A 13,020-nucleotide genomic window follows, 5' to 3' on the forward strand; every position below is an offset into this window, starting at 1 on the left:
TTTTGTTAGAGATATAATATGTCTATTTATTAAATTCTTAAAAAACCACCTGACCCAAAAATAGACTAAGCTAGAATTTAAACTCTACCAAGAATATATAAATAGCCTTCTTCATCGCAATAACCTAGATCACCTGTTCTAAACCAACCATCAACAAAAATACTCTTAGATGATTTTTCGTTAATAGTATTATGATAGCCTGTAAATATCCCAGATCCACGTACAAGAACTTCTCCCGCAGAGTAAACTTTATTTCTCCCTAATCTTACATTTTCTTTTCCTCTAGCAGTAGATGGATCGATACGTATCTCAATTCCAGGAATGGGTCTACCAACGCTGTTTAACTTTTTGGTTCCTAGAAGATTTAAAGTTAGTATAGGCGAGGTTTCTGTTAACCCATAGCCAATGACAACCTGCCATCCAAATCCATGAAAATTCCAGGCAAATTGAGAATTAAGTGCTGCACCTCCTGAAACTATCTTTTGTAACTTCGGAGCTAATTGCTGACGGAAAGGAAACAATAGCCATTTCCCAATACTCAATCTGAGATATTTCTGCTGCCACATCAAAAAACGAGCCACCACCTTAAAACCCCTTCCAATCATTACTCCTTGAACACAAAATTTAGCCTCAATCCCCGAATATAGTATTTTATAGAAACGGGGTATGCCAACAATAAGGGTTATCTGGCCTTCACGTAGAGCGCGAATGATTTGGTAGCTACTTAGCGACCAAGGAAGCACGATGGTTAAACCCAGCGCCAAAGGTGCGAGCATGCCTACTACAAAGGAATAAACATGATATAAAGGCAGTGGAAGTAATACTCGTTCTCCATCAGTAACTAAACCAACAGCACGTAAGGTATTCAATTGAAAAACCAGATTTTGGTGACTTAATAGAACTCCTTTAGGCATACCAGTGGTTCCAGATGTATAGAACAAAGCTGCTGGCGCCAAGGGGGAAAGTACAGGGAACTCACTCACTACCTTAGTAGAAATAGCCTGCCAACTATGAGGATCTCCAGGTTCTACATCTAAGAATATAGGATATATCTGCTGCTCTAACTCAAATTGTGCTAACTTTTTAAAGCAGGTAGCAGTGGTGAAAATGAAATTAACCCCACTATCTCTCAGGGTAAACTCTAATATATGAGCGCTAAATCGCACATTCAAAGGAACAATAACAGCCCCAATTTTAATCACAGCTAAACAAGCTAGTATAGATTCAGGGCAATTCTCAGCTAAAATAGCCACTAACTCCCCTGGGCCAACGCCTATTTGCTTAAGACCATAAGCTAAATGATCTATCCGATGAGCCAAAGCAGCATATGACCAAGACAGCTCTTCTTTTTTTGTGAATGCCAATAATGCTAGATTTTCTCCATCAGATGAAAAAGCATCAATAAGCTGAATTAATGTAGATGATTTATCCAAGTAAGTTTGGGATTGATTACTTTCTGACATGAATTAATATAAGAGCGGATTTTTGCTCTCTCATTCCTAAGTTACAGTTATCTTGGTTTTATTACCTAATTTTCACACTAACCTATAAATTAGTTCAAATTTTAAGGCTCATTTAAACACTACAGTACAGCATCATATTTATTAATGTTAGAAGTCCACACAGGCTAATTCTTCATTTAATCCCTATCATAATATTTTATGTATAAACAGTATTTTGGGCTTAAAGATCAGCCATTTCGCTTAGGGCCAGATCCACACTATTTTTTTCCAGCACCTTTATATAAGACAGTAAGTATATCTCTATTAGAAGGGCTAGCGAGTATGCTCCCTATAGCAATACTCTCCGGTCCAGCCGGTGTTGGAAAAACGCTTCTGTTAACCCACCTAGTACTCCAGCTGGGAGAAAATTATCCTATTGTCCTAATCAGTAACCCTAGACTTCATCTTGAGGAACTCCTCACCTCCATCCAACACCGTTTCAATATTAGAGATGAAGATAATTCAATTAATACTAAAATCTTAGCTTTAGAAAATTTTGGGCAAAACAGTACTCAAACTGGCAGCCGGCCAGTAATTCTTTTAGATGAGGCTGATAATCTCTTGGAAGAGAATTTAATCACACTTTTTAAGCTAGCTAGCCTAGGAATTAATGGGATTTCTCCTTTTTTTATTGTACTGGCTGTCCGAGATGATACTTCTAAATACTTACAACTATTATCAGTAGATACCGTAAAAATATATCCCCTATTACCTCTACTTCCGGAGCAAATTGACCCTTACATAGAATTTCGTCTTCATCAGGCGGGTTACATAGGCGAGCGTCTCTTTAATTCAGATGCAATAGCCCGTTTAGCGGAAATCTCACATGGTGTTCCTAGACTTATCAACCGTCTTTGTGATGCGGCTCTCTTAGAGGCCAGTCTTAGTAACCAAAACCATATTTCATCTCTATTAATTGATGAAATTTCCCAGGGAATGTGGCTATCTCTTGGTAACGAAAGCCCATCTAATGATCCATCCCTCGCTAAAGGCATAGAATCTATTTTTCTCTCTCCAAAGATCGAACAGGTTCAAGAACATATAGAACCTATGATGGAAATTTGGAAAGATAACGCGCCAGTCGATAATAGAATAGAGAGTCATCAAAATGTCCCTTTACCCAAGGAAGAAAAAATTTATAGCCTAGACAGTGAACTTCCAATAGAACAATCGCCAGAATTAATATGGGCTATTCAGGATCAAAATAATAAAAAATCTACTATTTCTCCAAAAAAGCCAAAGATAATAAACAGAAAAAAACTATGGGTTATTGTAGTAGCCGTAAGTATTGTTGCTCTAGCTATAGGTAGTTTATATACATTAAGAATAGATCTAAGTAATAGTCCTCCATCTTCAATCGCTAGCTTTATTAAAACCATCAAAAACACCGTTAATCAGGTAAAAAACCTAGCAATGGAGAAAACCGAAGGATTCTTAGAAATTGCTAAGAACACCACTAACAAAGCTACTACTGCACCCCTTGATAAAAAACCACCAGAAACCCTAGCTAACTCAGAGAATAAGACTCAATATTTCCAAGAAATTAAAAACACCAAACCATTAGCGGAAACTACTCAACCTTTGCAAATAGCGCAAATAGAGGAAGGAGAAAAAAATAATACAGTTGTAGAGGAAATAAAAACAAAAAATACTAATGAGGACTCTGAAAACTCAGAAACATCAAGCCCTGAATTAGAAGAGGTCACCAGTAAAACTCCTTCAGAATACCCAGAAATAACTACGCTCCTAGTACAGGCAAAACGGCAAATAGATAATCTAAAATTAACCACCCCAGAAGGAGATAACGCTTACGAATCTTATATTAAAATCTTAAAGATAACTCCAAATCACCCTGATGCTATAAATGGCCTACAACGTATACGAGAATATTATAAGAGTTGGGGTCTAAAAGCAGAAAACCGCCAAGATTTAAGCCTAGCTGCTACCTATTATAAAAGAGCATTAAAGATTTTTCCTGATGACTCTAGTATTCAAGCCGCTCTACACCGTGTTCAAGCACAACAGAAAGATAAATAATAAGCTAGATTCCTATTTCCTAAAATTCTTCTCTCACACTTCCCTTGTATAATTGCTAAATGGAGGGTAACGTCGATTCATGATAATAAGTGCAATATACCTAGCTATTACAAAAAGAAATATGCCTAGCCCCAAAGAAATAGTAAACAAAATAGGATAAGGCATCTCCGTCATTATTTGAAAAACAACTTCCTTTGCTGAAGGCCGTATAGAAACATAGGAAGGATCGTATCGGCGCATAATGTCCCTTTCACGCAGTTCTAGCTCATCCAGCTCTTTAATTAAACTTTCTACTCCACTAGCATCTGATTGAGGGCTAATTTGAGATCGAAGTAATTGTAAATAGATACTACGGGAATCACGCTGAATATTCGCTAGCAAAAACCTGTCAGATGCATTAATTCGATCTGCTATTTTTGCCCAAGAAGCATCTGCTCTTGAATGTGCAGTTAACCAAATACCGGTAAATACCGCCGAGCTGATTATTGCAATAATTGCAGGGATAACTAATAACCATGCTCTTCTTATATTATCTAGATGAGCATCAGTAATCTGTTTTTTATCTATATCCATTAATATTCTCTCCTATTCGATCTTTTATTTTTCATTCCACATAGAACCTAAGCTATACCTCAACTCAGCGGCAAGTTAAACTGCTTTTTAACCATTTTTAAACCCTCCTACTTGCTCCTTAATCTTCAAATCCTCGATACTATCTAAAAAATTTAAGAATAATTAAGCCGTAACGTCAACATGCGAGGTCACAACCGCTAAAAGCTTATTAAAGTATACTTTGATTTATAGAAACTATCGCTTATTTCATCTCTTCTCACGGTTTTGGCCATGCGACTCGCGCCTGTGCCGTAATGATTGCACTACAAGAGATTAATCCAAGTATACGATTTGAAATTTATACCCAGACTCCACTCTGGTTTTTCCAAAGCTCTTTAGTAAATAATTTTAATTACCACCCGCTATTAACCGATATTGGGCTGATACAAACATCACCTTTACATATTGATCTTAAACAAACAATAGTGCATCTCAATAATTTTTTCCCTAAAAATATGGTGCTTCTTCCTTATCATTCCAATTTTTATCACCCTGATCTGATTGGATCATCTGATTTAGTGCTTGGAAAACTAGGTTATAGTACTCTAGCTGAAACCTACTGGGCTAAAATTCCATTTGGCTACATTACGCGATCTAATTTTCGAGAATCAGACATATTAGCTACGTTTGTAACCCAAGAAATGAGCGACTTTGCGATGAGTGAATCCGATTTCATCGCAGGAAAATGGATTTCTATGCTACCAAGCTATCTAGGCTTATCCTCCCCTAAACGCAACGAGCCTAATGGATTTGAGCAAATTGCAAATTTTATAACCTCCCTCTAAAACTATTAACACCTCATGGCTAGACAAAGAAAATATAATCAATTGCAAATTCTGACTATTTTTTGGCAATTAGGGCGCCCTTATCTACGAATTTTATGGCATTATCCCCGTATCTTTCTATTATCAATAACAGCAATTGCGGGTAGCTGGTATAGTTATGAGGTTTATTATGCCCGCCCAGCCATGGTTTATATGGGGATTCCCGAAGCCCATAATAAATGGCAGCCTATAACTTGGACTCGTATTTTTCGCAACTACGGTTTTATAGTGGGCTATTCTGATCTTCGTGGTAATCCTTTATGGGTAAGCTATCAAATACACCCAATTCCAGAAAATACCCCTTCTTATAAACGCCCTCCACGATTTCGCTCTGATTGGCGTAATTTAAATCTTATTACCCATGATACCTATACTCATAGTGGCTATGATCGCGGCCATATGGCTCCTAATTACGCTATTAGCCATCTTTATGGCCAAAAAGGTCAATTAGATACCTTCCTGATGACCAACATCACGCCCCAAACAAAAAATTTAAATGAAAAACTATGGGAGCGACTTGAGGAAGTAGAAATTAGTTACTTTACTAAACAGTTTGGCACCGTATGGGTATACACTGGCCCTATTTTTGATAACCAAACAGAGCGGCTTACCTCTTCATCGCTAGTAGAAATACCAAATGCTTTTTATAAGATCTATCTTGCTCCACCAACCCAAGAAGAGCAATCACCTAAAATACTTGCCTTTATCATGCCACAACAAGTCCGAGGGAACGAACCCTTAGATCGCTATGTGGTCAATGTAGATGAGATAGAAGAAAGAACAGGGTTTAATTTTTTCCCCAAGATAGAAAATAAACTTCAAGAAAAGCTAGAATCTAGTATTGATCCTAAGCCTTGGGATTTAAACACGGTATCTCGGCTACCTGCCCGTTATTAGCCATCTATGACCTTAAGAGGATTTATATAAAGAGAGGTGTAGCGATGAAAAAAGTAACCAATAAAACACTTTCTTTTGCAGTACTATTATTTACCCCCTTACTCCAAGCACAAACCACCACATCCCCTCCACCTGCTCCTACCTTTCCTAGTATAGTACTATCCCTGAGAACGGCTTGTGATGGAACCCGTAAGATTCAGGTACCAGCTATAGTATTAACACACAAAACAATGTGCTATTTATGGTTATGCTGGCCTATGATGAAAACGGTAACCCCACTTGGTTTACCGGATCGGTTAAGATTCCTGCTACCTCATCAGAGTCTGATGGTAGCCACACATTGACTATTGATCTCATGAAATCAATAGGAGGTGCCTGTCCAAGTTGCCCTAATCAAACCCCGCAAACCCATAATAGTGGAAAACAGCTCATTCTAAGCTTCTCTAGTCTGGGGCATGGGCACGTTACTATAGACGGAAAGCAAAGACCTATCAAGCCGTTTAATTTTAATTACGGGAAAGGTGTTGAAAAATTAGAAGGCACTTGGGCGATGAATTACCAGTCTCCCTCAATTAAAGTTAATATCGGGGGATTAAACCAGATTGGGGGGGTATTATGAGTTCTGTTACTTTAGATAGCAGCAGTGGCAGCTTGACAGGCATATTTCATACCAATAATATCTTTGCCGGTGATCTCTTCTTGATCCAACAGACCGCTGATCCAGATTTATATTTAATCATCACCCAGCAACTCCTCCAATCACCTCAATATCGCGTAGGTATTTATCTTTATAGAGGGTTTAAATCGCCTGACTGGAATATACACTTTAGCTAATACTGCCGATAACCCACAGGGTATTGTGGATCAACTCGATGGTACTAGTCTACCAATATCAATATCAACTGGAGCCCGAATAAGTAGTGCAGATAATTTGACACAAACGACCCCTATTAATAATGGACCGTTTACCAATATTGCTTCTAAAATCCAACCTTTGCTAGATAGTACTACCTTGGCAAAAATAAAAACAATAATACATACCCATACTATCATCCAAACCGGCTCTTCTTCTAATTAACCCTTTTTATATAGTAACCTCCTTAATTTCGTACACTAGAGAATTTAAAAATAAATTGACTATAATAAATTAAAGACATAAACTATTTCGCAAAACTTAAGATTTAGTAAAAATAGGAGAAAGGTAAATGAGTAAAATCTTAGAAGAGGTTTTAGCAGCTAATCATACGTATGCTACAAAATTTGGTGATAAAGCTCATTTACCAATGCCACCAGGACGGCATTTTGCAATTCTCACTTGTATGGATGCCCGTCTTGATCCGGCAAAATACGCGGGTTTAGCCGAAGGAGATGCTCATGTTATTCGTAACGCTGGCGGTAGAGCTACTGACGATGCCATCCGCTCTCTAGTAATCTCCTATAAACTTTTAGGTACTTGCGAATGGTTTATCATTCATCATACAGATTGTGGGATGGAAACATTCACCAATAAAATTATGAATAACCTTTTATCCAGTAGCCTAAAAACTGCAGCACTCGAAGCAAGTGGTTGGCGAGATATAGGACCTGGGCCAGGTAGCTCAGAAGGAAAATACATCAACTGGCTCACTATCAATAATCAAGCAGAAAGCGTGATTGAAGATATACAGCGTATTCGCTATCATCCTCTAGTACCTGCTTATATTCCCATTTATGGTTATATCTACGACGTAAAATCTGGTAAGCTTATTCAAGTACCTGGAGCAACAGAGGTAGGTAAAGCTTCGTAATCATCAAAAATACAATGCTTGGACAAAAAACACAATAGAGAAACCGCTTACCTTATATAGTCGGTCGGCTATGTCCTCGGCAATTCACGGCAAACCATTGAGGATTTTCATCATCTAAACGCAAGGCCACCAACTGTCCGCCCCAAACGCAACCGCCATCCAAAGCAAAAACAGAGTCGTCATAAGCCCCTACCCCCAATGTAGCCCAATGGCCAAAGATAATACGCGAGCCACGGCTTGCTCTATCAGGCATTTCAAACCAAGGGATTAATTCTTTGGTTTTAACTTCCGGAGATCCTTTAATTTTAAGCTTAAGCTGTCCTTTAGTATTACAATACCGCAACCGAGTTAAACAATTCGCAATCAGCCGCAGACGATCCCATCCTTCTAAGCTATCACACCAATTATCTGGCTTATCCCCATACATATGAGCTAAAAAATTCTGCCAACCTGGGCCTTGCAATACGGCTTCTAGCTCACTAGCACAGGCCTCTGCAGTGGTTATATCCCATTGGGGAGGTAAACCCGCATGAATCAACGTAACTCCTAGCAGAGGATCTTGATAGAATAAGGGGCGATAACGTAACCAAGTAATAAGCTCTTCCCGATCTGGTGCTGCTAAAATAGGAGCCAAGGTGTCTTCTGGGAAAAGATCCCTAACACCAGCTGCTACTGCTAATAAATGAAGATCATGATTTCCTAGTACACTAACAACCCGATCTCCTAAGCTATAAATAAAACGCAGTACCGCTAATGATTGAGGGCCTCGATTCACTAGATCGCCAGTCATCCAAAGCTGATCTTTCTTAACATCAAAATGAATTTGCTCTAATAACTGCTGTAACTCAGCATAACATCCCTGAATATCACCAATTGCATAGACAGCCATTAATTATTACGCTAAATCTATAATAAACTCAATGTAGACAACCTGGCATTGCTAAAGAGAAAGCAGCAATCTCAGCCTCAAAAGCCACCCCATCTTCAGTCACCATGCTGTAACTACCCTGCATAGTGCCCACTGGAGTCTCAATCATAGCCCCACTGGTATAGCAAAATTGCTCACCTGGTTTAAGGTGAGGCTGCTCTCCCACGACACCTGGGCCTCGAACCTCTCTTATCTGCCCTTCTCCATTAGTAATTATCCAATGCCGAGCCAATAATGTAACAGCAACAGTTCCTTGATTACGAATTGTAATTGTATAAGCAAATACATAGCGAGCTGCCGCTGAATCGGATTGCTCCTCAATAAAAGCAGTTTCCACTTCCACTGTAATTTTGTAAGGGGTAACCTTCTCCATAGAGTGAGGATTATTTGAAATAATAAGCTTATGATTTTCCATGAGCTAACCTCATTGCCACTAGAGCAGCTCCCCATAAGCCAACTTTTGGCTCTAGAATAACTTTAACTGGGATCTGCTGTAAGAGAGCAGACAATCGCCCTTTATTTAAAAAGGCTTTCATAAAATCGCCTCCTTGTAATCGTTTAAGTATTTTTGGTGCTATCCCGCCCCCTATAAACACTCCACCCCGAGATAGACTTGTTAGCGCTAAATTACCTGCTTGTGCACCATAGATTTGCGCAAATAAATTTAATGCTTGATTAGCCAAGGGATCTACACGTTCCAAAGCAAAGTTACTAATTGCTGCCGGGGGATCATCGCTTTCATTTATGGCCATTCTTAGCGCAGGATTTTCAGTTACCTTACCATTTTCTTTAAGAAAATGATAAATATTCACTAGCCCATTACCTGATAATAAATGTTCATAAGAAACATGCTCCAAGCTATGGGAAAGATAGCGCAGTAATTCAATTTGCATCTCCCCCATAGGGGCAAAGTCTACATGACCTCCTTCAGTAGGTAAAACCTGATAACGCTCTAAATCCTCTCGCCATACTAATAATGCCTGTCCAAGACCTGTACCCGCGCCAATAAGGGCTTGAGGGGCTTTTTGCTCTGATTCCCCCAGCTGCAGTACGGCAAAATCATCTGGTTTTAGGCACTCAATACCATAACCTTGCGCCTGAAAATCATTGATCAAAGCTATCTGAGGTAAATTAAACTGTTGTTGTAAGTGATCTGAATCTAGTTGCCAAGGAAGATTAGTAGCTTTGGCTATCCCTTTTACTATGGGTCCTGCTACACCAAAACAAGCGCTAGCCAAACTATTAGCCACTGTTCTATCTATTTCAGCTAAAAACACCTGCAATAGATCATCAAAACTTGAATAATCACGACTAGAATAACGCCGGTCTGCAAGAACGCGTCGATCACCCATCCCTATCGGCCAATCTACAACCTGAAGTAGGGTCTTTGTACCCCCAATATCAGCCGCCAATACTTTCATTTCTGGTGCTCCCACTCATGAGCTGCATCTGTATCTAGGTACCAGTGAACCTCTCCTTCAGCCTGCAATCGTTGTGCTGGAAAATCTCTACCTTGCGGTTCGGATAATATACAAGCAATTACCGGTGCCTTATCAATACCCGCAACAAGGAATAAAACTTGGCGAGCCTTCTCAATTACAGGATAGGTAATACTAACGCGCCAAGTATTTAATTTTTCTACATAAACTTCGGCCACCAAGCGATTACGTTCCGTTAATATGGAAGTTCCAGGAAACAATGAAGCCGTATGACCATCAGAACCCACTCCTAACAGCACAAGGTCAAAATGCTCACCTTCAGGTAAGGAAGATTTTAACATTTGCGTATAGCTATCTGCCGCTAGCTTCGGATCTGGGTATTCTGTTTGTATTCTCAAGATCTGCTGTGGCGGGATAGGAACTAAATCAAGTAGAGACTCTCGCGCCATACGATAATTACTATCGGGATGATCCATGGGTACGTAACGCTCATCCCCAAAGTAGATATAAACCCGCTTCCAGTCTATTTGACTCACATAAGGCTCACTTGCTAGCAATTGATATAAACCCTTTGGGGTATTGCCTCCTGCTAAGGCAACATGGAAAGCCCCTCTTTGCTCGATAGCAAGCCTCGCAATTTTACCCCAGTACTCCGCTGCCCCATGATAAAGTGCAGATTTAGTAAGAAAAACTTGGATCTTATCCATAACTAATTACCTGTATTTTAAAATATAGCCTACTCGTCATCATCACCTCTGGCAATCTCTACCCTCATTTGTTTAAATAAGGCAACCAAAGCTCCAATTGCTAATAAGGTTGGAGTAAAAAATAAAAACATCCCACCTGCGACAGCACCTGCGGTTAGTGGTACCTCCATAAAAACCTTACTATTAGATTTATAAATAACTAAACGATGTAGATTGCTTCTTTTAGTCAGTTCTTTTGCAAAACTTAAAAACTCTTCATATTTTTCTTTAGATTTTTCCATCTGATTTATTGCCTATCTCACTAATTTTCTAAATGATTGCTATCCAGCTCCCAATTAAAACAATATACACTGAATCCCTACTTATCATGGGCCATAGAGATAAAAACTATTCCATTTGGATTCAGTCATTTTAGCAATGAAACCGCCATTCAATCAGCATATTATTTAATATAAAAACAAATAATTATTATTTGTTTTTATATTAAATAAAGATAAGGCTGATTTCTAAATTTTTAGATTTTAGAAATTCATGCCAATACCCGATATAAGATTTACAACTTACTACAATCTCTTTAAAGATTCTGTTCCTATGACAAGGATGAAAAAATTTCAATGGCTAGTTGTGTTCATTCTATCTGTGAGCAAAGTATCTTGGTCTAGAGATCTATTCATAGAAGAGCACTTAAAAGAAAAAGCGCAAAAAAATCAAACTAAAGAGCAAATTAAAAAACCTTATCGAGAATCTACCCAACAATCAACCCCAAAAACTTCAACTATAAGCGTAGGAGAAAATGGCATTGTAATACGCTCAGCTGACGAGGCCTTTAAAGTTAGATTCGGTATTACCCTTGAGATGGACGGTCGATTCTTCTTAGATCACAATACTCCCAATCTTGAAGAGCTCAGACGTGCTCGCCCTATTATTGAAGGAATTTTATTCCGATACTTTAACTTTAGGCTTGCACCAGATGTTGGGCAAAATCGAAAAATATTTGCTGATGGTTATCTAGGATTTAATTACTGGCCACAATTCCGGATACAAGCAGGTAAGTTCAGACCCCCTTTGGGGCTAGAAATGCAACAACCTGCCTCAGAGACTTTATTTATAGAACGAGGCTTACCCAGTGATCTGGTTTATAACCGAAATATCGGCGCTCAGTTTTATGGTGATGCGCTGGAAAATCGCCTAGAGTATCATCTTGGCCTCTTTAGGGGAGCGCGGGACAATACCCCTGTCACTGACCTTGAGGAAGCAGACGGCATAGATTTTATTGCTCGGGTATTTAGTCATCCATTCATTAATCACTCAACAAACTGGCTAAAAGGGCTAGGAGTCGGGATCGCAGGTAGCTATGGGGATATTCGAGGAGCGCTCTCTAGTCTTCGAATTCCTTCCCAAGGTGTGGGTGGCATTAATTTTTTCACTTATAACAAAGGCGTTATATCCGCTGGCGAGCGCTATATAATCACACCGCAACTATACTACACTTGGAAATCTTTCCGCCTATTGGGGGATTATATTTATAGCTCACGGGAAGTACAAAGCAAAAATAATTTAGGTACTATAGGTTATCGAGCTTGGCAGCTAGCAGCCTCCTATGTGCTTACTGGAGAGAAAACTGTTTATCTTAAAAGGGTAAGGCCACGGCAATCAATTAACCCAGCTCAAGGAGCTTGGGGGGCATTCGAAATCAAAGCCCGTTATGATGAACTCTATATAGATCGAGGCGCTTTCCCAGTATTTGCTAATCCAATTAAAAGCGCCCACAGCGCCAAATCATGGACAGTAGGTATTAATTGGTACTTAACTCCCAATATTGAAACTGAGCTAGAATATCAACAGGGATATTTTAAAGGGGGGGCCATCACTGGAGATATGCCCTCAGAGCGACTGATTATGGCACGATTACAGTTTGCTTTTTAAATTTCTAACTATCCTCTTTCCTAATCAGTATTCCAATTACCAAAAACGCTAGGGTAAAAAAACAAAAATACTTCACCTGCTATAGCCCCTACTGTGAATTGACACCAACTCATATTAGCCTTTCTATAAAAAGTAGCTATAAACTACAGTCGCTTATTACCTTACCTATCTGCTCTTCTACTCTATAGAAGCCAAAAGTATAAGACATCTTATAAAACAGTAAGTATTACTTTTTTTAAATAATTCTAATAAAAACTAGAGAACAAATCCCGCCTAAAAAACTAAGATTAATCAGGCTACTAGATATCTTTCAGCCCATTCATAGTAAGTAATTTATTTCTTGACCATACCCTTCCAATCT

General features: G+C 39.0%; 14 protein-coding genes. 7 read left to right on the plus strand and 7 right to left on the minus strand.

What is annotated here, in order from left to right:
• Nucleotides 1–77 precede the first annotated feature (77 nt).
• Complete coding sequence (locus TAO_RS05500; protein WP_096526981.1) at nucleotides 78–1,463, minus strand: long-chain fatty acid--CoA ligase; 1,386 nt, start codon at nucleotides 1,461–1,463, stop codon at nucleotides 78–80.
• 198 nt (nucleotides 1,464–1,661) lie between these two features.
• On the opposite strand from TAO_RS05500, the gene TAO_RS05505 reads away from it, so the two are divergent.
• Complete coding sequence (locus TAO_RS05505) at nucleotides 1,662–3,539, plus strand: AAA family ATPase (protein WP_096526982.1); 1,878 nt, start codon at nucleotides 1,662–1,664, stop codon at nucleotides 3,537–3,539.
• A 33-nt stretch (nucleotides 3,540–3,572) separates the two neighbouring features.
• On the opposite strand, the gene TAO_RS05510 is transcribed toward TAO_RS05505, so the two are convergent.
• Complete coding sequence (locus TAO_RS05510) at nucleotides 3,573–4,112, minus strand: hypothetical protein (RefSeq protein ID WP_096526983.1); 540 nt, start codon at nucleotides 4,110–4,112, stop codon at nucleotides 3,573–3,575.
• Nucleotides 4,113–4,405: 293 nt separating this feature from the next.
• On the opposite strand from TAO_RS05510, the gene TAO_RS05515 reads away from it, so the two are divergent.
• The 5 genes from TAO_RS05515 (at nucleotide 4,406) to TAO_RS05540 (ending at nucleotide 7,659) form a co-directional block, all read left to right on the plus strand.
• Nucleotides 4,406–4,936, plus strand: a complete 531-nt coding sequence (locus tag TAO_RS05515; RefSeq protein ID WP_231910598.1) for a hypothetical protein — start codon at nucleotides 4,406–4,408, stop codon at nucleotides 4,934–4,936.
• A gap of 15 nt (nucleotides 4,937–4,951) precedes the next feature.
• Nucleotides 4,952–5,872 carry a DNA/RNA non-specific endonuclease gene (locus tag TAO_RS05520; protein WP_096526985.1) on the plus strand — a complete coding sequence of 307 codons (921 nt, stop codon included), beginning with the start codon at nucleotides 4,952–4,954 and terminating at the stop codon, nucleotides 5,870–5,872.
• Between the two features lie 232 nt (nucleotides 5,873–6,104).
• Nucleotides 6,105–6,491, plus strand: coding sequence for a hypothetical protein (locus TAO_RS05525; RefSeq protein ID WP_172419064.1), 387 nt, complete (start codon nucleotides 6,105–6,107; stop codon nucleotides 6,489–6,491).
• Nucleotides 6,488–6,706: a hypothetical protein gene (locus tag TAO_RS05530; protein ID WP_096526987.1), complete on the plus strand. Its 219-nt coding sequence runs from the start codon at nucleotides 6,488–6,490 to the stop codon at nucleotides 6,704–6,706. The genes TAO_RS05525 and TAO_RS05530 overlap by 4 nt, the downstream gene beginning before the upstream one ends.
• Nucleotides 6,707–7,077: 371 nt before the next feature.
• The gene (locus TAO_RS05540) at nucleotides 7,078–7,659 is read left to right on the plus strand and encodes a beta-class carbonic anhydrase (RefSeq protein WP_096526989.1); all 582 of its coding nucleotides are present in this window, start codon (nucleotides 7,078–7,080) and stop codon (nucleotides 7,657–7,659) included.
• Between the two features lie 52 nt (nucleotides 7,660–7,711).
• On the opposite strand, the gene TAO_RS05545 is transcribed toward TAO_RS05540, so the two are convergent.
• From TAO_RS05545 to TAO_RS05565, 5 genes are read right to left on the minus strand one after another with little or no spacing between them, the layout of a single operon-like run.
• Nucleotides 7,712–8,548: a symmetrical bis(5'-nucleosyl)-tetraphosphatase gene (locus TAO_RS05545; protein ID WP_096526990.1), complete on the minus strand. Its 837-nt coding sequence runs from the start codon at nucleotides 8,546–8,548 to the stop codon at nucleotides 7,712–7,714.
• 28 nt (nucleotides 8,549–8,576) lie between these two features.
• Complete coding sequence (gene apaG, locus TAO_RS05550; protein ID WP_096526991.1) at nucleotides 8,577–9,002, minus strand: Co2+/Mg2+ efflux protein ApaG; 426 nt, start codon at nucleotides 9,000–9,002, stop codon at nucleotides 8,577–8,579.
• Complete coding sequence (locus TAO_RS05555; RefSeq protein ID WP_096526992.1) at nucleotides 8,989–10,008, minus strand: glucokinase; 1,020 nt, start codon at nucleotides 10,006–10,008, stop codon at nucleotides 8,989–8,991. The genes apaG and TAO_RS05555 overlap by 14 nt, the downstream gene beginning before the upstream one ends.
• On the minus strand, nucleotides 10,005–10,733 hold the full coding sequence (pgl, locus tag TAO_RS05560; RefSeq protein ID WP_096526993.1) for a 6-phosphogluconolactonase: 729 nt from the start codon (nucleotides 10,731–10,733) through the stop codon (nucleotides 10,005–10,007). The genes TAO_RS05555 and pgl overlap by 4 nt, the downstream gene beginning before the upstream one ends.
• Before the next feature lie 29 nt (nucleotides 10,734–10,762).
• Nucleotides 10,763–11,014 (minus strand): DUF4342 domain-containing protein, encoded by a 252-nt coding sequence (locus TAO_RS05565; RefSeq protein WP_096526994.1) that lies wholly within the window; start codon nucleotides 11,012–11,014, stop codon nucleotides 10,763–10,765.
• 310 nt (nucleotides 11,015–11,324) lie between these two features.
• On the opposite strand from TAO_RS05565, the gene TAO_RS05570 reads away from it, so the two are divergent.
• On the plus strand, nucleotides 11,325–12,659 hold the full coding sequence (locus TAO_RS05570; protein WP_172419065.1) for an OprO/OprP family phosphate-selective porin: 1,335 nt from the start codon (nucleotides 11,325–11,327) through the stop codon (nucleotides 12,657–12,659).
• The last annotated feature ends 361 nt before the right edge of the window (nucleotides 12,660–13,020 follow it).

This window comes from Candidatus Nitrosoglobus terrae (genome assembly GCF_002356115.1).
Taxonomy (GTDB): Bacteria; Pseudomonadota; Gammaproteobacteria; order Nitrosococcales; family Nitrosococcaceae; genus Nitrosoglobus; species Nitrosoglobus terrae.